This window comes from Rhizobium sp. LEGMi-198b (assembly GCF_054114205.1).
In genome coordinates this window covers 574,223-597,673 of the sequence record NZ_JBSYVH010000002.1, presented here as the reverse complement: position 1 = coordinate 597,673, position 23,451 = coordinate 574,223, and the positions used below count along the sequence as shown (strand labels likewise).

The following is a 23,451-nucleotide window of genomic DNA, read 5'->3' as shown; positions in this document are numbered from 1 at the left end:
GCAATGCTAAAACCTTCGCGGCGAGCGGCTGTGACCTTGAGTAGCGAGGCGAAGGCGGGCACCGGAAAGCCGGGACGCTACCGTCGACACGGAAATGCCAAGAATATCGGCCGTCTGCTTGTAGCTATGCCCTTCGACATCGACGAGCAGGAAGACACTGGCAAGTCCTTCGGGCAAAGATGTGACCATCTGATGCGCTTCGCTTGCTTCGACCGGATTGGCGCGCATGCCCGGCGCTGCCAGTTCGCCTTGTTCCAGCGCGCCACCCTTGGTGGCAGACCGCAGCCGATGGCGTCGGGCCTCATCCACCCATTGATGGCGGGCCATGGTGTAGAGCCAGCTTTCGAGCCGGCCGTCATTGTTCCACAGATGGAATTTCGCAATGCCGCGCTGGCAAACGCCCTGCACGAGTTCGTCGGCGTCGGTCAGATCGCCGGCCAATGTCAAGGCGAAGCGCCGGAGCTTCGGCAGAAGGCCTACCAGATCTCGTCTGATGTCAATGGCGGCTACCGGCGTAGGCATTGTCTTTCCACGGAGACGTTGGGGGTTGGAGAGCTGCAGGCGTCCTCCGGCAAAAGACGGCTTTTCTTCCGAAAAAAGCTAACTGAGCCGAAGGATCGTTCTGTGTTGGTATGAACCATTTTCGTGCCGTTTCGCAAGTCTTCAAAAAGTGGTTGTGCGCTTCATCTCCACTTCTCACGCGATCTTGAGGAATGGAGTGTGCGCACCTCTCAATAGCTGATTTGACCATTCAGCGATTGCAGCAGCGAGCGATAGGCCCAGGTGTTCTCACCGCCGCGATCGCGGATTTCAACAAGTTGCACGCGTGCCGCCTGAACATCGCCCTGCTCGAGCAGCGCCTGGCCCATGTAGGAGCGCGCGAGGATGTAATTCTCATCGCGCTGCAGGGCCTTGCGATAATACGTCATGCCGAGCTCCATGCGGCCGGCCTTGCGGTTGGAATAACCGAGATAGTTGAGAATGCGGGGATCGTCCTGGTTCTTGGCAAGCTTCAGGACGGTGATGGCGTTGTCATACTGGCCGGCATAGGCGAACTCGCGTGCTGCCTGGAAAAGCTGATCGTCGTTAAAACCGCTTTTCTGCGGTTTCACGCATTCCTTTTTATCCTTGTCCCAGACTTTGCCATCCGTGCATTTGGTCGTGGTTTTGGTCTTCGGCGGCGGTGCTGTCTCGTCGCTCTCTGAGCCGGCGGCGAGGGCCTGCAGGCTGGCGCCAAACAGAAATCCCACGGCAAGCGCCGTCACGGCGGAACTCTTCATCGCTACACCAAAGCCCATCATATCCCTCCCGAAATTCGATGAGAGAATTGTAGCTCCGGATATTCGAAAACGCCACCGAAACGACAAAGTGGCATTCACAAAATGCCACAGATTATCACGCCAGGATATTGACGCCTTGGTCCTCTACATCGTCACCCCGGCCATTGAGACTGAAGCGCTCGGCCTTGAGCTCCCAGGCGCCAGGATGGCCATCAATGGTGAAGAGATTGTAGGCAGCGGCCGGCTTCAGCCCGCCAGGACCTTGCGAGGCCGATGCAATGCCGACGACCGGCACCGGGCCGGTTTGCCCCCTCAGCCAATGCAGCGTATTGAGATGCGTGTGGCCGTGCAGGACCAGTTCGGCGCCCCCTGTCGAGACGACGGCGGCAAAACGGCGGATGCCGATCATGCGCTTATAGAAGCTGGTGGCGCCGCGGATCGGCGGGTGGTGGATCATCACCACGCGAAAAAGGCCGGCCTCGCCGGCGGCGCGCAGCATATTCACCGTTTCGCGCGCCTGCCGGGCCGAATAGAAGCCGCTGGCCGCAAAGGGAGGCGTTGCCACTGCCGTCGAGCAGCCGATCAACGCGACACGGTCGCGAATACGCAAATAGGGGAAAATGCGCCGGTCTTCCTGCCATTCGGCAGGCGCATGGTCGCCCTGGACATAAGGATACCAGGCGCGCATGGCCTTTTCGTAGGAGCCGGGCACATAGGCATCGTGGTTGCCGGGCACGACGGAGGTGAAGGCAGGATCACCAAGCGTCTTCAGCCATTCCGCGGCGGTGCGGATCTCGATGCCGCTGGCGAGATTGACGAGATCGCCGGTCACGGCAAGATGATCGGCTTGCTTCGACTTGATGTCCTCGAGCAGAAGATCGAGCGTCCCGCCAAAAAGATGCTTGCGCCGGTTCCGGTGCCAGTTCACAAATCCGGTAATGCGTTTGGAGGCCAGTTCTCTGATCGAAAGCCGTGGCAAGGGGCCCAGGTGAACGTCGGAAATATGCGCGAGCTTGAACATGAGATGAGACATAGCTCAGTCTATTGTCAAAACAAATACATCGGTTTTTCGGTGGTGGATCGCAACGCCGGAGCCGGGGCATGAAGGACAGCACTGCTCCCGACGAAGCTCGCAATTGGCGGGCCAAGCTGTTCGGCAGAATGCTGCACAGCTATTTCGTGCTCACCCGCAGCATGACCATGGGCGTGCGTGCGGCCTGTTTCGACAGGGAGGGACGGATTTTCCTGGTGCGGCATTCCTATGTCGCCGGCTGGCACATGCCGGGCGGCGGTGTCGAGCGCCACGAGACAGTGGAGCAGGCGCTGGCCAAGGAATTGCGGGAAGAGGGCAATCTGGTGATATCGGGCCGGCCCCAGCTCTTCCACGTCTATTTCAACAACCACATCAGCAAGCGCGATCACGTCGTCTTCTACCGTGTAGAGGTCGAGCAGACCGTGCCGCGCAAGCCGAATCTCGAGATCGTCGAAAGCGGCTTCTTCTCGCTCGACGCCTTGCCGCCGGAGACGACCAAGGCAACCTATCGGCGGCTGAAGGAGCTGGAGGGCGACGCGCCGCCCTCGAACTATTGGTAGCCTTGCCTCAAGCCGCCTTTGCCAACCGTTCGCGTGCATGCGGGCGGTCGAGATCGAGGTCGGGACCTACGGGGACGATTCCGGTGGGGTTGATCGCCCTGTGGCTGCGATAATAGTGGGTCTTGATGTGCGCAAGATTGGTCGTCTCGGCGACGCCGGGGACCTGGTAGAGGTCACGCAGATAGCCCGAGAGATTGCGATAATCCTCGATGCGGCGAATATTGCATTTGAAGTGGCCGACATAGACGGCGTCGAAGCGGGCGAGCGTGGTGAACAGCCGCCAGTCGGCCTCGGTCGGCCGGTCGCCGAAGAGGTAGCGGCTTCCTTCTAAGCGCTTGTCGAGCATGTCGAGGGTTTCGAACAGGCGTCGGACATTTTCCTCGTAGGCTTCCTGTGTGGTGGCGAAACCAGATTTGTAGACGCCGTTGTTGACCGTGTCGTAGACGATATCGTTCAAAGCATCGATGTCGCTGCGAAGATCCATCGGATAGAAATCACTCTTCGAGCCCGTCAATCCATCGAAGGCGCTGTTGAACATGCGGATGATTTCGGCGGATTCGTTGTTGACGATCGTGCCGGTCTGCTTATCCCAAAGGACGGGAACGGTAACACGGCCGGAATAATGCGGATCGGCCTTGACGTAGACTTCCCAGAGCGCCTTTGCGCCGAGGAGGTGATCGACAGTCCCACCATCCCGGCCTTTGAACTCCCAGCCGTTTTCCAGCATTAGCGGGTCGACGATGGAAACAGAGATCAGGTTTTCGAGCTTCTTCAGCTTGCGGAAGATCAAGGTGCGGTGCGCCCATGGGCAGGCGAGCGACACATAGAGATGATAGCGGCCCGCTTCGGCCTTGAAGCCGCCCGTGCCGCTCGGACCGGGCGCGCCATCTGCGGTGACCCAGTTGCGAAACTGCGAAGCTGCGCGCTTGAAATGACCCTTGGTTTCCTTGGTGTCGTACCAGATGTCATGCCAGACGCCGTCAACCAACATGCCCATTTACTCTATCCTTTCGGAGATCCTTTCGAAGAACTTGATCCGGAAGATACGGTATGGCCGCGGAATTTCGAGACGGCAAACGATGAACAGTGCGTTACAGACATGATGCGGAGAGTGCGAAGCGGCTTTCGGATAAGATCATGCGTCAATATCCAGGCGCTCGCATTTTGCATTGGACGAGGCGGGCATTTCCTGCTATCGGGCTTGTCACACTTTGAGGACCACTTGCCATGGAAGCAATCAGAAGCCTGCGACGACGCCGATGATCCCGAACGCTCGACAAGCGTTTTCGAGAACCATCCCGTATGTCCATCTGGTTTCTTTGGTCTAATGCACAAGCACGAACTGGTCTACCTCACTGAGGACGCGTCGCATGACGCTGTCATCGAACACATCAACGAAGAAGCATTCGGTCCCGGCCGGTTCACCCGCGCCGCAGCGCGGATTCGCGAGCAGGGGCCGCATGACCGCTCGCTCTCCTTCATCTGCACCGATGACGGCGAGACGATCGCTTCCGTCCGGATGACGCCGGTGCTGGCCGGTTCGGTCAAAGGGCATCTGCTGGGACCGCTCGCCGTCCGGCCCTCGCACAAGAACCAGGGTATCGGCCGCGAACTCGTGCGGATCGCCGTCGAAGCCGCCAAACGCAAGGGGTCGGAAGCCGTGATCCTGGTGGGCGATCCGCCCTATTACGGTCCGCTCGGCTTCGAGAAGGTCGCTTACAATGCGCTCGCCTTTCCGGGGCCGGTCGATCCCAACCGGGTTCTCGTCGTACCGATCGCCGCCGATACGCATGCGCGACTGGCGGGCACGATCGCCTGGCGTGAGGCGGATATCCCGGTTGCTGTCTCCGATGAGATGGATGACGACGAAGATTTGCCGCTGACGGCAATGGCGGTTTAAGCTTTTACAAAAACAAAGCCTACCGCCTCGCTTCCATCAGCGGGGCGATAGTTTTTTCTGCAGAAAGTAACGGCTGCGGCCGATAGGAAATTCCGGCAGTTCGCCGAAGATGGCGTAGCCCTGCCGCTGATAAGCCCGTAGCGCTTGCGGATTGAAGGTGTCGATCCAGGCGCCTTGGCAGCCGCGGGCGATCGCCTCCGTCTCCGCTGCTTCCAGCAACTTTCCCGCCATGCCTTGCCCGCGCAGTGTTTCCGGCACGAACAGCCAGGCCGTGAATAGCCAGCCCCAGGCCGTATAGCCCGAAATGCCGCCGATGGTCTTGCCGCTATCATCGCGGATCAGAACGGCGAGCGCGCGGCGCCTGGATGGGCCGACATCGGCGGCGTTGAAGGCCGTCAATCCTTCGCCGATCGCCGTAAGTTCGCTTTCTGACGGGGTATCGGTCACATCGAGTTGCGGCATCTATATTCACCGTCCTTCGCGCCACCACATGGCGGAGAAGGCGAAGAGGAGGGCGGAAAGACCAACGAAGCCCGCAAAGAGCGGCAGGTTATTGACGCCCTTCAAGACGGTTTCATCGGTCATGCGGATGGTCAGGCGTTGGTTATCGGCTATGCGGACGGCGCCGCGCACCGGCAGAATCGGCGGCACCGTGACGCCGCCTCCGGTGCTCGCAACCCGGGCGACAAGCCCCTTGGTCTTTTCCGCCAAGGGCTTCAACGTTTCCGTGGTCGAGATCATCGCCTTGAATTCCGGCGCGTCGACAGCGCCGACATGCACCAGCGTGGAGAGATTGCCGCTGGTGATCTGATAGAGGCCGATTTCGTCCATGTGCTTCTGGGCCTGATAGAGACCCGGCTGCGCCTGTTTCAACTGCAGGGTCTGCGTCTTGCCGGAGGGTGCTTTGACGGTGACTGGGCCGGGATCGTCGCCGATCGTCTGGCGGGTAACTTCCAGCGCACGGCCGGCGGCGCTTGCCGTCAGGGCCTCTTCCTCCAGAGCCGGTTCCTTCAGCAGCCAATGGGCGATGCGGCGATAGAGCGACACATGCGGTCCGCCACCTTCGTAGCCGCGGGCCCAGAGCCAGCCTTCATCGGAGAGCAGCATGGCGACGCGGCCCTGGCCGACGCGGTTCAGAACCAGCAGCGGGTGGTTGTCGGCGCCGACCATCACGGTCTGGCCCTGTGGCTTCTCGACATCGACGCTGCGGAACCAGCGCCCCCAATGCGGCGGCTCGGTGTCCGATCCATCCAGACCGCGCGTGACCGGGTGCTTGCGGCCCTGTTCCGACAGGCGCGGATAGAAAGGCTTCTCGATCATCTGGCCGGTCGGCTCGGCCGGGAGCACGGAGGACAGCGGTGTGAGCGCGATCGAATTGCCGGCTGCATGCTCGGGACCGGCAGCAACCAGCAACGCGCCGCCGTTTTCGACATATTGAGCCATGTAGTCGTAATAGATCGTCGGCAGGACGTTGGGGCGGTCCTGGTAACGGTCGAAGATGATCAGGTCGAAAGAGGTGATCTTGTCGACGAAGAGTTCACGCGTCGGGAAAGCAATCAGCGACAACTCGTTGATCGGCGTGCCATCCTGCTTATCCGGCGGACGCAGAATGGTGAAATGGACGAGGTCGACGGAGGCATCCGACTTCAGGAGATTGCGCCAGGCGCGCTCGCCGGCATGCGGTTCGCCGGAGACGAGCAGCACGCGCATGTTCTGGCGGATGCCCTCGATCAGTTGAACGGTGCGGTTGTTGATGGGCGTCACTTCGCCCGGCACTTCGGCGACGGCGAATTCCAGCACATTGTTACCGGCGCGCGGCACCTTGAAGCTAAAGGGCGTGTCCTGGCCGGGCGTCGCCTGCAGCGTGGCGATCTCGTCGCCGTTCATTCTCACGGTGACGGCCGCGGTGCCGCCGGGGCTCTTGCCATCATCGACGACACGCAGCACGAGCTGCTGCTCGTCGTTGACGATGCCGAAGCGAGGCGCGCGCACCACCTCTATGCGCCGATCGAATTCATCCGGCTTGCCGGTGATCAGCCCGTGGATCGGCGCGTCGAAGCCGAGTGCCTGATTGACGCCGGGGATATCGTGGATCTGACCGTCGGTCAGGAAAATAGCGCCGCCCACGCGTGCGGGTGGCACATCGGCGATTGCCGAGGAGAGCGCCGCGAAAAGACGGGTCGAAGGCGACTCGGATTCGGCCGGTTCACGCACCTCGACAATACGAGGCTCGATGCGCGGGAATTGCGCCAGCCGGTCTTTCAGTGCCTCCAGAGCATCGTCGGTCATCTTGATGCGCTCAGGCGTTTCCTGGCTCGGACTGCGGTCCACGATGACGGGGACGATGGTGGAGAGCTGGTCGCGATCCTCCTGCATCAGCACGGGATTGGCAAGGGCGGCCAGCAGGGCGAATGCCGCCAGCGCGCGGATCCAACTGCCGCGCATGCGCCGATAGATCGCGAGTGCGGCGATGCCAAGCGTCAGCACCGCAAGGGCGGCGAGAACGGGCCAGGGCAGGAAGGGGGCGAAACCAATATTCATCTTACTGCCCCAACCGTTCCAGAATGTCCGGGATGTGCACCTGATCGGACTTATAGTTTCCGGTCAGCATGTACATCATGATGTTGACGCCGGTGCGGTAGGCATATTCGCGCTGTGTCTCGTCCGGCGGCACGGTCGGCAGCAATGGAATGCCGTTGTCGTCGGTTGCCCAGGCGCCGGCAAAGTCGTTGCCGGTGATCATGATCGGGGTCACTCCGTCCGAGGAGGAGACCGCATTGCCATCGCCGCGCGTATCCTGCCGCGCCTCGATCCAGAGCGGGCTGTCGGCATAGCGGCCAGGAAAGCTGGACAGCAGATAGAAGGATTTGGTGAGCACGTGACCGGCCGGCACCGGCTCCAGCGCCGGAATGTCGAGATTGGCGAGAATCGCCTGCAGCCGCTGGCCATTCGGGCTCGGCGTCGTGTTGTCGCCCATCGTGTCGATGGCGTCGCGCGTGTCGAAAAGCACGGTGCCGCCATTGCGCATATAGGCGTCGATACGATTGATGGCGTCGTTGGACGGCATCGGCGCGGTGGCGGAAATCGGCCAATAGATGATGGGATAGAAGGCGAGCTCGTCCTTGGCGAGATCCAGGCCGACCGGCGGTCCCGGCTCCAGAGTCGTGCGGTAGGTGAGGAAATCGGAGAGGCCGGCAAGTCCGCGCTCGGATGTATGATCGACGTCGGATTCGCCGGTGACGACATAGGCAAGATGGGTCTTGTCGAGCCGCGAATAGATGGTCTCGTCGCCGGGTTTGGAATCGTCGGCCCAGGAATTCGTTGGATGCAGGAAGGCGGCGGCCGAGATTGCCAGCAACAGCACGGCGGCACCGCCGGCGATCGTCTTCGGTGATTTCCGAAGGCGCGGGAAGGCACCGTTCATGAAGAGCACGATGAGGCTGTCAGCCAGAAGCACCAGGAAAGCGATGGTGAAGAGGATCGGCTTGGCCGACCAAGCCTCGCCGCCAATCAGCCCCTCACGCGCCACGGATACGCTCGGGCCGGAGGCATCCAGCGGCCGGAGTTCTGCGCCGTCGGGCAGGACGTTGAGCGCGGTAAAGCCTTCCTCCGAACCGTAGAGGCCGGGCGGGTTGTCGAAGTTGGCAGCGATTGCGCCTTTGTTGTTCGGATCGAGCGGGCGGGCGTTGCCGGTCTCGCTGGTCAGTACGCCCTTGGCGGTCAGCAGCCGGAATGGCGGCAGGGCTTCGCTGGTCTTCGGCGCGCTTTCGGTCGAGGTGACGCCGCCGGAGCGCGAAAGCTGCACGATGCGACGCAGCATCTCGACGAAATCGCCGGAGATCGGCAGATCGGACCATTGCGGTTCGGCGCTGACATGGAAGAGGACGACGCGGCCGGCCTGCATCTGCTTTTCGGTCACCAGCGGCGTACCGTCGGCGAGGCTTGCCCAGGTGCGTTCGGCAAGATCGGGTGTCGGCTCGGCCAGCACCTGCCGCTTGATGAGGACGTTGGTCGGCTTCGGCATGCCGGCGAAGGGGCCGAAGGAGGGGAAGTCGGCAAGGGGCTGCGGTTCGGCCCAGGAGAGTGCGCCGCCGAAGGTGCGTTCGCCCTGGCGCAACGTCACCGGCACCAGCGGGTCCTCGGCGGGAGCGGCGGCAAGGCGCGGTCCGGCGAAGCGCACCAGCGTGCCGCCATTCTGGATCCATCGCTGCAATGGCGCGTAGCTTTCCTGAGGCAGGCGGCCGACATCGGCCATGATCATGACGGAGGGATTGCCGGCAAGCAGCTCGGGGATCGATTTTGCCACATCCGCGCTGTTCGGCTGGATCAGATCGGCATAGGGCTGCAGGGCGCGCTGGATGTAATAAAGCGGCGACAGGATCGGCTGGAATTCATCGGCGGCCTGCCCGGACAGAAGCGCCACGCGGCGGCGCTTGAAACCATCGTCGAGCAGATGCACGGCGCCGGCGCTTGCGTGGCGGTCGATGCTGATGCGGGCGAAATCGTTGCGCATTTCGAAGGGGGCGGCGATGGTGCCGGTCGCGACCGTCTGGCCACCGGCGAAATTCAGCGAACCGGCCGCGATCGGCCGTCCCTGATTGTCGAGTGCGCTGAGCCCCAGCCGGAGCGGGCTGCTGCCGTTCAGCCGCGTTGCGGTGATGGTCATATTGTCGGCGGCGTTGGTGGCGCCGGTGATGGCCAGCACTTCGCTGCCATCGCCTTCGATGAGGCGCAATTCGCTGGGCTCCAGGGCGGCGAGCTGGTTGACAATATCGTCCTTGTTCTTGCTTTCGGCGCCGTCGGAAAGGAAGGCGATCGTGCCCGGCTTGGTGCCGTTCAAAGCGGCTTTGATCGCCTGGGCGACGCGTTGGCGATCCGGCACCAGCGGCCTTGCATTGGCCGCGTGCAGCTTGTCACGGGCGGCGCCAGCAGCGCCGGGCGTCGTGTCGTTGCTCTTGTCTGCGGTGAAGGCGATGGAGACGGGGATGCCTTTGGCGTCGGCGTCGTCGATCAACGCGTCGGCCGTCTGCACACGGCGCTCCCAATCGGCAGCGCTCGCCCAGCTATTGTCGATGACCAATACCAACGGTCCGTCGCTCGACAGCGTATTGGTGCGCGGATTGAACATCGGATTGGCGATGGCGAGGATGACCAGAGTGGCAAGCACCATACGCAGCAGGGTCAACCACCAGGGGCTACGCGCCGGCGTTTCCTCGCGCTTCAGGATCGTTGCCAGAATACGCAGCGGCGGAAAGACTTCCGCTCTCGGATGCGGCGGCGTCAGGCGCAGCAGCCACCAGATCGCCGGAAGCAGGATCAAAGCGCCAAGGATAGCCGGGGAGGCAAAGGCAAAGGAGAGCGCGCTCATGGCTGCCCCCCAAGCGTCGCCTTGGCGGGCATGCCGGAGAGATACATATGCACGGCGACCAGCGCTTCCGATGTCAGTCGGTCGGTGCGGTGGCTGACGAAAGTCCAACCGAGATGGCGCAGTGATTGGCCGAGATTTTCGCGGCGAGCGAGATAGGCGCGCTGGTAATCTTCCCGCAGGTTTTCCGCCCGGCCCGCCACTAGCTTCGTGCCGTTTTCCGGGTCGGTGAATTCGGTGCGGCCGCTATAGGGGAAGACCTCTTCGGCCGGGTCGGCGACCTCGACCACATGGCCGCGCAATCCGCGGCGAGCCAGAGGCCCGATCCGACCCATGACGGTGTCGGCATCGTCCAGAAAATCGCCGATCAGGACGATATCGCTCCAGCCACGGATCATGCTGGTCTGCGGCAGACCGCCTTCGAGCGGGGTGTGCATCAGGGCCGCTGCCAGGCGCTCGGCGGCGTTGCGGGTCGCAACCGGCTCCATGATGCCGGGGCAGCCGATGCGTTCGCCGGAACGGGAAAGAATTTCCGCCAGCGCCAGCATGAGGACGAGCGCACGGCCTTCCTTCGAGGCATGGCCGTAGGTCGATTTATACATCATGGAAGGCGAGAGATCGGCCCAGAGCCAGATCGTGTGAGCGGCCTCCCATTCATGATCGCGGATATAGGTATGATCGTCGCGGGCCGAGCGGCGCCAGTCGATACGAGACAGGCTCTCGCCCTCGGTATAGGGGCGGAACTGCCAGAAATTTTCGCCGATGCCGCGCTTGCGCCGGCCATGCCAGCCGGCAATCACGGTATTGGCGATGCGCTTGGCTTCGACAAGGCAATCCGGCACGAGGGCAGCACGGCTGCGGGCTCGGGAGAGGGCATCATTGCCTGGGGTCGGGCTGACGATCTGTCCGATGGATGCCACGCGCTATACTCTCCTCGACACCCTGGTTACGATCTCGACCGCTTGACCAGGCCTGCAATCACATCCCGCACCGACATGCCTTCCGCACGGGCGGCGAAGGTCAGAGCCATGCGATGTTCCAGCACAGGCTCGGCCAGGGCATGCACGTCGTCGAGCGACGGCGCAAGCCGGCCTTCATACAGCGCGCGGGCGCGGGCGCAGAGCATCATTGCCTGGCCGGCGCGCGGGCCAGGGCCCCAGGCGACGTGCTTGTCAGTCGTTTCATTGCCTTGGCCGGGGCGCGCGGAACGCACCAGCGACAGGATGGCATCGACGACGCCGTCGCTGACCGGCATCTGGCGGATCAATTTCTGGATTTCCATCAAGCGCGTGGCATCGATCACGGCACGCGGCGTCGCTTCGCTGAGGCCGGTGGTTTCGAGCAGGATCTTGCGTTCGTCGGCAAGCTCCGGATAATCGACATCGACCTGCAGCAGGAAGCGGTCGAGCTGTGCTTCCGGCAGCGGATAGGTGCCTTCCTGCTCCAGCGGGTTCTGGGTTGCGAGAACGTGGAACGGCGCAGGCAAATCGTAACGCTGCCCGGCGATGGTGACATGATACTCCTGCATCGACTGCAGCAGCGCCGATTGCGTGCGCGGCGAAGCGCGATTGATCTCGTCAGCCATCAGCAATTGCGCGAAAACCGGGCCCTTGACGAAGCGGAAGGAGCGGCGGCCGGTCTCATCCTGGTCCATGACTTCCGAACCGAGAATATCCGATGGCATCAGGTCCGGCGTAAACTGGACGCGATTGGCGGCAAGGCCGAGAACGGCACCGAGCGTGGTCACCAGCTTGGTCTTGGCGAGGCCCGGCACGCCGACGAGCAGCGCATGGCCGCCGGCCAGCACGGCAAGCAGCGTATTTTCCACAACGTTCTCCTGGCCGAAGATGACCTTGGAGACTTCGGCACGGATGGAGGCGATATCTTTCAGCGCCTGTTCGGCGGATGCGATGATGGCCTGGTCGTCGAGGCTCGTTTCGGTCGATTTGATCATGCCCATTTGCATCTCCAACGGCAGAAAAACGGTACGCGCGATTCGCAGACCTTACACATTTGCCCCATAATCAATAGAACCTATCGTTATGAAGACGGCTGACAAGCGCGTTTCGAATGACTATCTCGTGAGAGAGGGCCGTATTCGTAACTAAGCACAAACCGGGACGGAAGAATGGCAACCGAGGAAATCAGAGGGGCGAGCGATGCGGCAAGTCTGGCTGCGCTGATTTCGCGCGCGGCCGGCGATGCCGGCGCACGCAAGAAGAGCCTGCCGCCCGTCGATCGCTGGGAGCCCCCGTTTTGCGGCGATATCGACATGGAAATCCGTGGCGACGGCACCTGGTTCTATATGGGAACGCCGATCGGCCGTGCGCCGCTGGTCCGGCTGTTTTCAACGGTGCTGCGCAAGGATGCGGATGAAAAGACCTATCTCGTCACGCCTGTGGAAAAGGTGGGTATCCGCGTCGTCGATGCGCCGTTCATCGCTGTCGAAATGAGCGTGACCGAGCGCGAAGGCAAGCGGGTACTGACATTTCGAACCAATGTCGGCGACGTTGTCGAGGCGGGCAGGGAACATCCGATCCGTTTCGTCATCCGTGGCGAGAACGACGAATTGAAGCCCTATCTGCACGTCCGCGGGCGGCTGGAGGCGCTGGTGACGCGCGCGGTGATGTATGATCTCGTCGAACTCGGCGAGACCGTTGTGATCGCCGGGCGCGAGATGTTCTGCGTGCGCTCGGGCGGTACGATCTTCCCGGTCATGCCGGTTGCCGAACTGGATGCCTTAACGCGATGAGCGAATTTCCGCTTTATTCCGCCGCCGAATTCCGGCGCCGCGCGCTCAATCAGAGCGGCGGTCCGGTCGAGCTCGCCTGGCGCGACCATGGCGACCACGCGCTCAATCCGGATACTACCTTGCAAGTCGAAGGCCTGAAGCTGCGCGACGCTGCGGTGCTGGTGCCCGTGGTGGACGATGGCGACGACGCCAGCGTCATCTTCACGCTGCGCACCTCGACATTGCGCAAGCATTCCGGCCAGATCGCCTTTCCCGGTGGCGCCATCGATCCGGAGGATGCGTCGCCGGAAATGGCGGCGGTTCGTGAGGCAGGTGAAGAGATCGGATTGGCGGACGTCTTCATCGAGCCCGTCGCCCGATTGCCGCATTATCTGGCTGCGACCGGTTTCCGCATCACGCCAATCCTCGCCGTGGTCAAGCCTGGCTTCGAACTGGCGCTCAATCCCACAGAGGTGGAGGATGCTTTCGAAGTCCCGCTCTCCTTCCTTATGAATCCCGGCCATCACGTGACCGACAGCATGGTCTGGCAGGGGATGGAGCGGCATTTCTATCGCATGCCCTATGGTCCGCGCATGATCTGGGGCATTACCGCCGGCATTGTCCGCACGCTTTACGAAAGGCTTTATTCATGACCTCCATTGCCGGCGAGGCCTGGTTCCAGGACGGAGCGCTGCAGCGGGTGCTGGCGTTGTTGAACGGCGATGGCGGCGAGGGGCGTGTCGTCGGCGGGGCAGTGCGCAACAGCCTGCTCGGGCTGCCCGTTGCAGACATCGATATCGCCACGACGCTGTTGCCCGAGGCTGTCGTCGAGAGGGCTGTTGCCGCTGGCATCAAGGCAGTGCCGACGGGCATCGCACATGGGACGGTGACGCTGGTCGTCGATGGAAAGCCTTTCGAAATCACGACGTTGCGGCGCGACGTTGAAACGGACGGCCGGCGTGCCCGGGTGGCGTTCAGCGATGATTGGCAGGCCGATGCCGAGCGGCGCGATCTCACGATCAACGCGCTCTATGCTTCGGCAGATGGCGCGGTTGTCGATATGGTTGGCGGGCTCATCGATCTGGAGCGCCGTAATATCCGTTTCATCGGGGATGCGGCGACGCGGATTGCCGAGGATCATTTGCGGATCCTGCGTTTCTTCCGCTTTTTCGCGCATTACGGCAGTGGAAGACCGGATGCGGACGGACTGCGCGCCTGTGCGGCCGCGCGGTCGAAGATCGCGACGCTTTCGGCCGAGCGTGTCTGGTCAGAGATGAAAAAGCTGCTTGCGGCCAAGGATCCGGGCCGGGCGCTGCTCTGGATGCGGCAGGTCGGGGTGTTGACCGAGGTGCTGCCGGAGACCGAGAAGTGGGGTATCGATGCCATTCCCGCACTCGTCACCACGGAACAGGCACTCGACTGGGCGCTCGATCCGCTGCTGCGGTTGGCAGCCATCGTGCCGCCGGATGCCGCGCGGCTGGCAAAGCTTGGCGAACGACTGCGGCTGTCGAAGGCGGAAGCGGCCTATTTGCAGGACTGGGCGAATGCGCCCGGCATCAAGGACGATGTATCCGAAGCGGCCTTCGATCGCCTGCTCTACCGCCACGATGCATCCGGCATTGCCACCCGGCTGAAGCTGGCGCTTGCAGTTGCACGGGGCAAGGCGGAAGGCGATTTCGGGGAGATGGCGCGCGCCGCACGGCTCGGCAAGTTGCTGGAGCGGACGGCCCGGTGGAAGAAGCCGGTCTTTCCGGTCAATGGCGGGGATGCGCTGGCCGCAGGCGTGAGCGCAGGGCCTCGGGTCGGCGAGATCCTGGGTAAACTTGAGCAACAATGGCTCGACGGCAATTTCGCCATGAACCGGGCGGCTCTTCTCGCCCGGCTCAAGGAATTGACCGAGTCCTGATGTCAGTTGATCAGGCGGCGCTCGCCTCGTCGCGAATGCGGGCCTTGATGTTGTCGACCATATTTTCGCGGATGATCGTCTCGCCATGGGCGTTGCGCATGTGCTCGACAGCGCGGCGAACCACTTCGGCATCGTCATTGGCGCGCGTGTGCCAGTCGCAGCCAGGTACAAGTGTACCACATTCGAACAGTCGCATATCTGCCTCCTGATATTTTGACGCCATGAAAGACTTCCAGCCGAACGGCGGCTTGAAGGTCAAAACGCAAAAGGTGGGGAAAGGTTTCGGACGTCCGGCAGGGCCTCCACCCTGCCGGACGATTACTTCCCGGATATCAATCCGGCATGGCCCAGGATTTGAAGCAATCCGAAGATTGATACTTCGGAACGGGCGCTTGCTTTGCTGGGCGGTCGGATACGATGCGTGCCACATCGCTCGGCGACTTGCCAGCCAACTGCATTCTGACCTGCTCGATGAAGCAGGAGAGTGGCAGATCCGACCCGCTTCTAACCCTCATGTCCTCAGCCAGCCGGACGACGAAATCCGGCGTATCGACTGTGCGCGAAAGCTTTTGTTCCTTCGCGGCTTCTGCCACTTGATTCTGTACTGCCATTACAACCTCCTCCGATTGAAACGAGCATTACCTAACCTCGGTACTCCTCCGAACTAATTCAAGATTTTTCTGATTTAGCATTTGCCATTCTATGGCCAGCGCACGACGGGTGGCAAGGACGATAAGATCGACTCCACGTTGCCTCCTGTCTTTAGCCCGAATATTGTACCCCTATCGTAAAGTAAATTGAACTCCACATAGCGCCCGCGACGAATTAATTGTTCGTCACGATCTTCTTCGGACCACACGTCATTGAAATTCGAGCGCACGATCCGTGGGTAGACCATGGAAAATGCGCGCCCGACATCCCGCGTGAAGGCGAAATCCGCGTCCCAACCGCCTGCCTCCTCCCCAGAGTGCAGCCAGTCAAAGAAAATGCCGCCGATGCCGCGCGGTTCATTGCGATGCTTCAAATAGAAGTAATCGTCGCACCAAGTCTTGTATCGCGGGTAGTCTGCAACCGTATGACGGTCGCAAACAATCTGCATGGCGCGATGGAAGAGGACGCTGTCGGGGTCTTCCTGTGTGCGCCGCCGGTTGAGCACGGGCGTCAGGTCGGCGCCGCCGCCAAACCAATGGCTGGTCGTCACCACCATGCGCGTGTTCATGTGCACGGTAGGTACGTTCGGGTTGACGGGGTGGGCGATCAGCGACAGGCCGGAGGCCCAGAAGCGCGGATCTTCCTCGGCGCCCGGAATCTGGCTGCGGAAATCGGGCGAGAATTCGCCATAGACGGTGGACGTATGAACGCCGACCTTTTCGAAGACGCGGCCCTCCATGATCGACATACGTCCGCCGCCGCCTTCGCCGTTCTCTCTCAGCCAGTCCTTGGCGACGAAACGCCCCGGCTCCTGGTCCGAGAGGGGGCCGGCAAGCTCGTCCTCCAACTGTTCGAATTGCGCGCAGATCGCGTCCCGCAGGCTTTCAAACCAGCCCTTGGCCGCTTCTTTCTTGTCTTCGATGTCTTCGGGTAGTCCTTTGGGAAGTTCCGGTCGTTCCATGTATGCTCTCCGGCGGGGCGGGCCGCTAGGGCCCGCGATTCACGTAATGTCGATTCCCGGTCTGAATATCAGCATCATCGCATCGTCACCAGCACACCGGGCTCGCCGGAGAATCGACTCGCAAATTGCCAAATGCGGTATTATCTTCCCTCTCAAAGGCGAGGTTTCACGATGAAAATACCCGGACCGCCGCCCCTTGACGGGTTGAGACGCAGGATTTCACGTTACCGGCAGGAAAAGCCTACCGGCGGAAAAGGTGATTTTGTCCGCGAGACTTTTTGTCTCAGTCGCCCGGAAGCGCGGGCCAAGGCCCGCGAGTGGTTCGATGAATTTCCGAAAGCCGCCTATTGGACCGAAGTCGAAAGCTGGCGGCAGGTGGAAGGCGATCGCATCGAATTCACCATGCGGCGCCTCCCGTCAGCCGATTGATATCAGGCAGTCGAACGCTGGCAATTGATCATCCACGGCACGCCGAACTTGTCGACCAGCATGCCGAAGCGCTCCGCCCAGAAGGTTTCATCGATCGGCATGGTAACCGTGCCGCCCTCTTGCAACGCTGCGAACAGCTTCTCCGCTTCTTCCGCCCTGTCGATTTGAACGGAGACCGAGAAACCGTATTTCTTGCCGGTTTCACCCGGCCTGCCGTCCGAAGCCATCAAGACAGCGTCGCCGACCGTCAGCCGCGCATGCATGACTTTATCGCGCCAGTGCTCCGGCGTTTGGCTCGCCACATTCGGATGGCTGTAGTCCATGACGGTGAGCTCGCCGCCAAGGCATCGATGGTAGAATTCGAGAGCTTGCCGGCAATCGCCGTCAAAGATCAGATAGGCATCCAGACGCATGACGTTTCCTCCATGTGTCATTTGCGAATGTTCTACAGCATAGGCTTCTAAAGTGGCGATAATGCAATGACGAGAAATTTTCTGTATTGTTGAACGAAATCAAAGCATAAGGGACGGCTTTTTCTTCCGTTTTCGATCTTCGCATTCGCCGCAATCGTCTACTGCGTGTTTCGCAACCGGCTCTCGATCAGCAGCCCGCTTTCATCCAGGATCGGATGCGCTACCGAGACGATGTGGGCGTTGATGCGCTTCAGGTCGCGCAGCATGTCGAGATGCAGCGAGCTGGTCTGCAGGCTGTCAACACGACCGTCGCGCAGGCGTTCGAGATGCCGCTCGGAGGATTGTTTCTCCAGCCGGCGGACGTCGACCTTCACTTCCATGAGCTGGCGGGCGAGGTTGAAATCGCGTGTGACGAAGATCGTCTGGGCGATACGCAGATTATCGATCGTCAGGTTGAGGAGGCTCTGCAGCTCCTGATAGCCATCGCCAGAGAAGGTCAGGCCCTTGCCAATCTTCTTGGCAACCTGTTCGGCGAGACCCTTCTCGATGATATCGCCGATATGTTCGAGGTTGATGGCATAGTCGATGATGACGATCGAGCGGCGGCCGTTTTCGTCGTCCAATCCCTCGCGCCCGAGCTTGGAGAGGTAGATCTTTACCTCTTGCTGGATCCGGTCGACGCGCTTTTCCAGAACCGCGATTTCCTTCAGCGGAGTAAGATCGTTGTTGTTGAGCGCGTTTTCGGTGCGGATCAGCATGCGTTCGATGAGGTCGCCGACACCCAGAACCTCGCGCGTTGCGCTGGCGAGCGCGATGACCGGCGTGTTCAGGGCGTGCTGATCGAGAAATTTCGGGCCGTCGTCGGCTCGCGGATCGTCGGCCACAATCCGCCGCATCATCTTCGACAAGAAGGACGAGAAAGGCCAGGCGCAGATCGCGAGGGCGATGTTGAAGAGCAGGTGAATGTCGACCGGTAGCTTGGCAGGCGAAAAATGCAGGGCCTGCATCCACGCGCCGATATAGCCAGCAAAGGGCAAGACGAGGAGGCAGCCGATGGTGCGCACGATCAGATTGCCGAGCGTCACCCGCCGCGCAGTGGCGGGACCGGAGAGGGTGGCCATGACCGGCGGAACCGCGCCGCCGAGATTGGCTCCAAGAACGAGAGCGACGGTCAGGGCCGGGGAGAGAATGCCGGTCGAAGCGAGAGACAGGATCAGCACGACCACGGCAAGACTAGACGACGAGAGGAAGGCGAGCACGGCCGAAAAGATCAATGCCACGGGCAGAGCGCCGTCCAGCAGGCCGATAAAGGCGCCAAGCGCCGGCGATTGCCGCATCGGTGCCGTGGCGAGGCTCAGCAATTGCAGCGACAGCAGCATCAGGCCGATGCCGATCAGTGCCGCACCCGCGCCCTGTTTGGTGGTGGATGAGCGGCGATAAAGCACGATGCCGATGAGAATGATCAGCGGCGACAGCCATTCGATGCCGGTCGCGACGATCCAGGCTGTCACCGCGGTACCGACATTGGCGCCGAGCAGCACGATCTGCGCCATGCTCGGCAAGACGAGTTCGCGCTCAACGAAAGAGGCAATCATCAGCGCCGTTGCGGTCGAGCTCTGCAGCGCGACCGTTGCCACGAAGCCGGCGGTGAAGGAACGAAGCCCGCCGCGCGTGCTGCTGGCAAGGCCGGTTCTGAGCTTGGCGCCAAAGGCGCGTGAAACACCATCCTTCACCTGTGCGAGGCCGAACAGCAGCAAAGCAACGGCCCCGAACAAATTGATCATCACGACGGTGGATTCCATTTCGCCTTTTTATGTCTTTCTCATGCCGTCATGTTTTCAATGATTGTCGGAAGTCGGACGGAAGCTACTGAAAAGGCATGAATTTCAGTGCCTGGGAACGACTGGTGAGCAGCAGCAATTTTGCTTGCCGGCTAATGATTATATGTCTCCGGTGGCTCGCGGTTCAACACTGCGAACGACATATCTGACAATATTTGCGGGGCGCCTGATTTTAATGCGGCTTCGGCGGCTGCATTTCACCGGATCGGTCGGCTTGCCTCGGCGGGATGTCGGGCAACGTTCTTTCAGAGAAGGCTTCCTTCACCTTCTTGATCGTTGCCGGCTTGCGTGCCGGACGCTCCGAGGGCCGTGGGACGGCGGTTTCGGTTGTCGAGGCATTCGATGCCTCCCGCTCAGCCACGACATGCAGGGCCGGCGCTGCTTGAGCCTCTTCCGAAATCGCGGTCGTGGCTAAAATCTCTTTGAGCACGGCGGTGACAGGCAAATGGCCGGCCAGATCCGTGTTGGTGTGGTGCCAGGCATGCGGAATGCGCTGATCGGCCGGAATGAATGGCCTGGAGTTCATCTCGCCGAACCAGTCCCATTCGCCGATGACATCGACGACGTCGGAAAAGATCGGCGGCATGGCGATGCGGGCGCCGATGGTGACGATCTTCAATCTCTGTGCCAATGTCGCGGCCCTGGCCTCATCCTGTTTGCAGAGATCGTGAAGGGCGGCCGAAATCACCAGATTGCCTTTCGAGTGGCCGGCCAGGAGGCGGAAGGAGAAGCGAGGATCGGCAAGAAGCGCACGCACGGTCCGGGTGTCGAGGCTGGTGCGCGAGGCTGTTTCGTCGTCATTCTTGTCGGCGACCCCGAATTTGGGCCGTCCGGCAAAATCGTCCAGCATTTGGAAGACGGGCCGCAGACCTTTCATATGGCCAAAGAAGAAGTGGCCGCCAAAGGCCTCAGTGACAATGTCGGCCAGACCATATCCGGAGACGACGATGGCGACCGGCGCGCCGATCGCGTCGGCGACATTGCGGGCGAAGGCGGCCGCACCAAGGGCGGAGCCCCCGATGCCAGCAACGGCCAGCGCCTGGGCGTCGGTACCGCCCCGAAGCGCGAACTCCTCAATCGTTTCGCAGAGAGTTATCGCAGCACCGCCGCTCGGCGGCACGATCATGATCGAGCCTTCGGCTGCAAGCGAACCGCTGATGTAGAAGGCCTCTTCCGGGGTGATGACCTTGACGTCATAAAACAGGGCATCGAGCGCAGTGTTGCGCTGGCGCAAGGCTTCCAGAGTGAGATTGCGTAGCGGCGAGCGCTGCAGCCGTTCAGGGAGACTGAGAGTGCGCGCGAATTGAGTAAGGGTGAGGGTGAATGCCGTCTGGAACATGGGTCACCTCGCCAGAGCTGCCGTTAGGTAAAGCACTTCCAGGAGAAAGCTTCTCACACTTTACCCGACGTGCCAACGGCAATTGGCCACTGCAGCGTTCAGATTTGCCGCGACATTTATGACCAGTTTGTCTGCCGCAGTGCCTCGCCCGAAATCATCGCTGCAGACATGGCGACATTGATGGAGCGCTGTCCAGCGACCATCGGGATCAGGATGCGACCATCGGCCTTTTCGTGCACATGATCGGGCACACCGGCGCTCTCGCGGCCGAAGAGCAGGATGTCGTCTTCCCGAAAGGTGAAATCCGTATAGCGTTCGGCCGCCTTGGTGGAGGCGAGCACCAGACGCCGCCCGCTTTCCGCCCGCCAATCCTCGAAACGTTCCCAATTGACATGTCGCGTCAGCGTGACAGCGGCGAGGTAATCCATGCCGGCGCGCTTGAGATTGCGATCCGATATGTCGAAACCGGCTGGCTCGATGATGTCGACGCCAAGGCCGAGGCAAGCGGCGAGTCGAAGGATCGTGCCGGTGTTGCCGGGAATGTCGGGCTGGTAGAGGGCGATGCGCAGCGAAGTCATAATCTGCAACTAACGAAATTGCCGGGCGTTGTCTTCGCCTTTTGTCGAATCCCTTGTTTCTGTGATGTCTTCATCAGCAGAATTGAAGATTTCAGGCGCGTTTTTGGGCACATTTCGCTTTCCAAAGCGATTAATGCACGGTAAAAGAGAACCGCTCTACAACTTGCGACATAGGAGGCTCAGATGAATATTTTGTTTGTGATGATGCGCCTCCGAGCCGTGGCCGCGCGGCCATGATGCGGGCGCTTTAAAGCGCGTTTTTGCAAGTTTCCCCTTTTTTGATTCATTGCGCGGCCGATATGGCCTCGTTCTTTCATCACCCGGCCACCATATCAGTCCGCGATCCCTTTTAGACGCGGAAGCGGTGGCCGAAGGGCCTGAGTCTTTGGAGCATTTCATGTTTGGCTGGTTCGAACAGCGACTAAACCCTTTTCCAAGCGAAGTGCCGCACGTTCCGCCGCGGGGTCTTTTTGCCTTCTGCTGGCATTATACCAAGCCGGCCGCGCCCTGGCTGATCGCCATGGCCGTTCTCACCATGCTGATCGCGGTCGGCGAAGTGGCTTTGTTCCAATTCCTGGGCGATATCGTCGACTGGCTGTCGCATGCGGACAAGGCGACATTCCTGCAGACGGAGTGGCATAAGCTCTTCTGGATGGGCGCGATGGTGCTGGTCGGTCTGCCGCTCGCGGCGGTGCTCGACTCCATCATCATGCATCAGGTGCTGCTCGGAAACTATCCGATGATCGCCCGCTGGCAGATGCATCGCTTCCTGCTGCGCCACAGCATGACCTTCTTCGCCAACGAGTTCGCCGGCCGCGTCGCCACCAAAGTGATGCAGACCTCGCTTGCCGTGCGCGAAGCGGTGATGAAGATCCTCGATGTCTTCGTCTATGTCGTCACCTATTTCCTGTCGATGATCTTGGTCATCGCTGCGGCGGACTGGCGGCTGATGCTGCCGATCCTCGCATGGCTCCTGATCTATATCGGCATCGTCAGCTATTTCGTGCCGCGACTGCGCAAGATCGCAGCCGCTCAGGCGGATGCACGCTCGACGATGACGGGACGGGTGGTCGACAGCTATACGAACATCGCGACGGTGAAGCTGTTTTCGCATGCAGGCCGCGAAGAGGGCTACGCCAAAGCAGGCATGAGCGAATTCCTGCAGACCGTCTACGGGCAGATGCGCAAGGTGACGCTGTTCTACATCGCGGTCTACGTCAACAACTGCGTGGCCTTGTTCGTCATTTCGGCGCTGTCGATCTGGTTCTGGCTGAGCGGCTCGATCTCGATCGGCGCGATCGCCATCGCCATCGGGCTTGCCATGCGCGTCAACGGCATGTCGCAATGGATCATGTGGGAAGTCTCGGCACTGTTCGAGAACATCGGCACGATCTATGACGGCATCGAGATGCTGACGAAGCCGCATGACATCGTCGACGTGCCGGCCGCACCCGCGATCACGGCCAAGCAGGGCGCGATCCATTTCGATCATGTCCGCTTCCACTACGGCAAGGCCAATGGTGTCATCGAAAACCTGACCTTCGATATCCATGCGGGTGAGAAGGTGGGTCTCGTCGGCCGCTCCGGCGCCGGCAAGACGACGCTGATGAACCTGCTGCTTCGTTTCTACGATCTCGAAAGCGGGCGCATCACCATCGATGGCCAGGATATCGCCAAGGTGAGCCAGGACAGCCTGCGTTCGCTGATCGGTGTGGTGACGCAGGATACGTCGCTGCTGCACCGCTCGATCCGCGACAACATCGCCTATGGTCAACCGGAGGCGACCGATGCGGAGGTGATCGAGGCGGCCAAGCGCGCCAATGCCTGGGAGTTCATCGAAGGGCTGACGGATATGCAGGGTCGCAAGGGGCTCGACGCTCAGGTCGGTGAGCGCGGCGTCAAGCTCTCCGGCGGCCAGCGGCAGCGCATCGCGATTGCCCGCGTCTTCCTGAAGGACGCGCCGATCCTGGTGTTGGACGAAGCGACCTCGGCGCTCGATTCCGAAGTGGAAGCGGCGATCCAGGAAAACCTCTTCGCGCTGATGCAGGGCAAGACGGTGATCGCCATCGCGCACCGTCTGTCGACATTGACCGAGATGGACCGCCTCATCGTCCTCGACAAGGGCCGCATCATCGAGACGGGCACGCATCACGATCTGGTCCAGCACGGCGGCATCTACGCTGACCTCTGGAGCCGGCAGTCCGGTGGGTTCCTGGCGGACCACGAAGAGGCCGAGGCGGCGGCGGAATGAAAAGAGGGCGGGCTTCGGGCTCGCCCTTTTTGTTTCGGCTAGCTCATGTCGCTGCGTGGAACTGCCTTATTCGATCTTTGTTGTTTCTTATCTATTGAGAACAATTAGGAGGTTATGATGGCCTTATCCAGCGGTCCGCGAATGCTTATCAGTTGCTGCACAATCGCCATTGACTGGATCGCCTCGCCATTTCGACAACCCGGATATCGATGG

The 23,451-nt window shown here is 61.2% G+C and carries 23 protein-coding genes; 7 read left to right on the top strand and 16 right to left on the bottom strand.

Features of this window, described 5'->3' with window-relative positions; genetic code table 11:
• Positions 1–6: 6 nt before the first annotated feature.
• The 3 genes from ACXHXG_RS09565 to ACXHXG_RS09555 form a co-directional block, all read right to left on the bottom strand.
• The gene (locus tag ACXHXG_RS09565) at positions 7–522 is read right to left on the bottom strand and encodes an RNA polymerase sigma factor (protein WP_457899137.1); all 516 of its coding nucleotides are present in this window, start codon (positions 520–522) and stop codon (positions 7–9) included.
• A gap of 209 nt (positions 523–731) precedes the next feature.
• Positions 732–1,298, bottom strand: a complete 567-nt coding sequence (locus tag ACXHXG_RS09560) for a tetratricopeptide repeat protein (RefSeq protein ID WP_104823772.1) — start codon at positions 1,296–1,298, stop codon at positions 732–734.
• A 97-nt stretch (positions 1,299–1,395) separates the two neighbouring features.
• Positions 1,396–2,313: a metallophosphoesterase family protein gene (locus ACXHXG_RS09555; RefSeq protein ID WP_245463868.1), complete on the bottom strand. Its 918-nt coding sequence runs from the start codon at positions 2,311–2,313 to the stop codon at positions 1,396–1,398.
• 68 nt (positions 2,314–2,381) lie between these two features.
• Here ACXHXG_RS09555 and ACXHXG_RS09550 point away from each other — a divergent pair, with 68 nt between their 5' ends.
• Positions 2,382–2,873 (top strand): NUDIX domain-containing protein, encoded by a 492-nt coding sequence (locus tag ACXHXG_RS09550; protein ID WP_457899136.1) that lies wholly within the window; start codon positions 2,382–2,384, stop codon positions 2,871–2,873.
• 7 nt (positions 2,874–2,880) lie between these two features.
• Here the strand turns inward: ACXHXG_RS09550 and ACXHXG_RS09545 are convergent, their stop codons facing one another.
• Positions 2,881–3,870, bottom strand: coding sequence for a glutathione S-transferase family protein (locus tag ACXHXG_RS09545; RefSeq protein ID WP_457899135.1), 990 nt, complete (start codon positions 3,868–3,870; stop codon positions 2,881–2,883).
• Between the two features lie 330 nt (positions 3,871–4,200).
• Between ACXHXG_RS09545 and ACXHXG_RS09540 the strand changes: the two genes are divergently transcribed.
• Positions 4,201–4,773 (top strand): GNAT family N-acetyltransferase, encoded by a 573-nt coding sequence (locus tag ACXHXG_RS09540; RefSeq protein ID WP_457899502.1) that lies wholly within the window; start codon positions 4,201–4,203, stop codon positions 4,771–4,773.
• A 36-nt stretch (positions 4,774–4,809) separates the two neighbouring features.
• Here ACXHXG_RS09540 and ACXHXG_RS09535 read toward each other — a convergent pair whose 3' ends face one another.
• Genes ACXHXG_RS09535 through ACXHXG_RS09515 form a run of 5 tightly spaced genes read right to left on the bottom strand, consistent with a single transcriptional unit; the run spans position 4,810 to position 12,098 of the window.
• Entirely contained in the window at positions 4,810–5,235 is a 426-nt protein-coding gene (locus ACXHXG_RS09535) for a GNAT family N-acetyltransferase (RefSeq protein WP_457899134.1), read from the bottom strand.
• A gap of 6 nt (positions 5,236–5,241) precedes the next feature.
• The gene (locus ACXHXG_RS09530) at positions 5,242–7,314 is read right to left on the bottom strand and encodes a hypothetical protein (protein ID WP_457899133.1); all 2,073 of its coding nucleotides are present in this window, start codon (positions 7,312–7,314) and stop codon (positions 5,242–5,244) included.
• A gap of 1 nt (position 7,315) precedes the next feature.
• Positions 7,316–10,141: a DUF4159 domain-containing protein gene (locus ACXHXG_RS09525; RefSeq protein ID WP_457899132.1), complete on the bottom strand. Its 2,826-nt coding sequence runs from the start codon at positions 10,139–10,141 to the stop codon at positions 7,316–7,318.
• On the bottom strand, positions 10,138–11,058 hold the full coding sequence (locus tag ACXHXG_RS09520; protein ID WP_457899131.1) for a DUF58 domain-containing protein: 921 nt from the start codon (positions 11,056–11,058) through the stop codon (positions 10,138–10,140). Before ACXHXG_RS09520 ends, ACXHXG_RS09525 begins: the two co-directional genes overlap by 4 nt.
• Before the next feature lie 26 nt (positions 11,059–11,084).
• On the bottom strand, positions 11,085–12,098 hold the full coding sequence (locus ACXHXG_RS09515) for an AAA family ATPase (protein WP_457899130.1): 1,014 nt from the start codon (positions 12,096–12,098) through the stop codon (positions 11,085–11,087).
• A 168-nt stretch (positions 12,099–12,266) separates the two neighbouring features.
• Here ACXHXG_RS09515 and ACXHXG_RS09510 point away from each other — a divergent pair, with 168 nt between their 5' ends.
• From ACXHXG_RS09510 to ACXHXG_RS09500, 3 genes are read left to right on the top strand one after another with little or no spacing between them, the layout of a single operon-like run.
• The gene (locus ACXHXG_RS09510) at positions 12,267–12,890 is read left to right on the top strand and encodes a DUF1285 domain-containing protein (RefSeq protein ID WP_104823764.1); all 624 of its coding nucleotides are present in this window, start codon (positions 12,267–12,269) and stop codon (positions 12,888–12,890) included.
• A complete protein-coding gene (locus ACXHXG_RS09505) occupies positions 12,887–13,522 on the top strand; it encodes an NUDIX hydrolase (RefSeq protein ID WP_285167858.1) in 636 nt (211 codons plus the stop codon). The genes ACXHXG_RS09510 and ACXHXG_RS09505 overlap by 4 nt, the downstream gene beginning before the upstream one ends.
• Positions 13,519–14,775 carry a CCA tRNA nucleotidyltransferase gene (locus ACXHXG_RS09500; RefSeq protein ID WP_457899129.1) on the top strand — a complete coding sequence of 419 codons (1,257 nt, stop codon included), beginning with the start codon at positions 13,519–13,521 and terminating at the stop codon, positions 14,773–14,775. The genes ACXHXG_RS09505 and ACXHXG_RS09500 overlap by 4 nt, the downstream gene beginning before the upstream one ends.
• 10 nt (positions 14,776–14,785) lie before the next feature.
• Here the strand turns inward: ACXHXG_RS09500 and ACXHXG_RS09495 are convergent, their stop codons facing one another.
• The 3 genes from ACXHXG_RS09495 to hemF all read right to left on the bottom strand — a co-directional run bounded on the left by ACXHXG_RS09495 (position 14,786) and on the right by hemF (position 16,387).
• Positions 14,786–14,971: a DUF1059 domain-containing protein gene (locus ACXHXG_RS09495; RefSeq protein WP_104825157.1), complete on the bottom strand. Its 186-nt coding sequence runs from the start codon at positions 14,969–14,971 to the stop codon at positions 14,786–14,788.
• Positions 14,972–15,107: 136 nt separating this feature from the next.
• Positions 15,108–15,386, bottom strand: coding sequence for a hypothetical protein (locus tag ACXHXG_RS09490; RefSeq protein WP_104823761.1), 279 nt, complete (start codon positions 15,384–15,386; stop codon positions 15,108–15,110).
• An 89-nt stretch (positions 15,387–15,475) separates the two neighbouring features.
• On the bottom strand, positions 15,476–16,387 hold the full coding sequence (gene hemF, locus ACXHXG_RS09485; RefSeq protein ID WP_457899128.1) for an oxygen-dependent coproporphyrinogen oxidase: 912 nt from the start codon (positions 16,385–16,387) through the stop codon (positions 15,476–15,478).
• A gap of 171 nt (positions 16,388–16,558) precedes the next feature.
• Here hemF and ACXHXG_RS09480 point away from each other — a divergent pair, with 171 nt between their 5' ends.
• The gene (locus tag ACXHXG_RS09480; RefSeq protein ID WP_104823759.1) at positions 16,559–16,816 is read left to right on the top strand and encodes a hypothetical protein; all 258 of its coding nucleotides are present in this window, start codon (positions 16,559–16,561) and stop codon (positions 16,814–16,816) included.
• A gap of 2 nt (positions 16,817–16,818) precedes the next feature.
• Here ACXHXG_RS09480 and ACXHXG_RS09475 read toward each other — a convergent pair whose 3' ends face one another.
• The 4 genes from ACXHXG_RS09475 to ACXHXG_RS09460 form a co-directional block, all read right to left on the bottom strand.
• A complete protein-coding gene (locus ACXHXG_RS09475; protein ID WP_457899127.1) occupies positions 16,819–17,229 on the bottom strand; it encodes a VOC family protein in 411 nt (136 codons plus the stop codon).
• A gap of 158 nt (positions 17,230–17,387) precedes the next feature.
• Complete coding sequence (locus ACXHXG_RS09470; RefSeq protein WP_457899126.1) at positions 17,388–19,031, bottom strand: Na/Pi cotransporter family protein; 1,644 nt, start codon at positions 19,029–19,031, stop codon at positions 17,388–17,390.
• 211 nt (positions 19,032–19,242) lie between these two features.
• A complete protein-coding gene (locus ACXHXG_RS09465; RefSeq protein WP_457899125.1) occupies positions 19,243–20,409 on the bottom strand; it encodes a hypothetical protein in 1,167 nt (388 codons plus the stop codon).
• Positions 20,410–20,525: 116 nt separating this feature from the next.
• Entirely contained in the window at positions 20,526–20,987 is a 462-nt protein-coding gene (locus ACXHXG_RS09460; protein ID WP_457899501.1) for a tRNA (cytidine(34)-2'-O)-methyltransferase, read from the bottom strand.
• A 397-nt stretch (positions 20,988–21,384) separates the two neighbouring features.
• On the opposite strand from ACXHXG_RS09460, the gene ACXHXG_RS09455 reads away from it, so the two are divergent.
• The gene (locus tag ACXHXG_RS09455) at positions 21,385–23,238 is read left to right on the top strand and encodes an ABC transporter ATP-binding protein (protein WP_104823754.1); all 1,854 of its coding nucleotides are present in this window, start codon (positions 21,385–21,387) and stop codon (positions 23,236–23,238) included.
• Positions 23,239–23,451 lie beyond the last annotated feature (213 nt).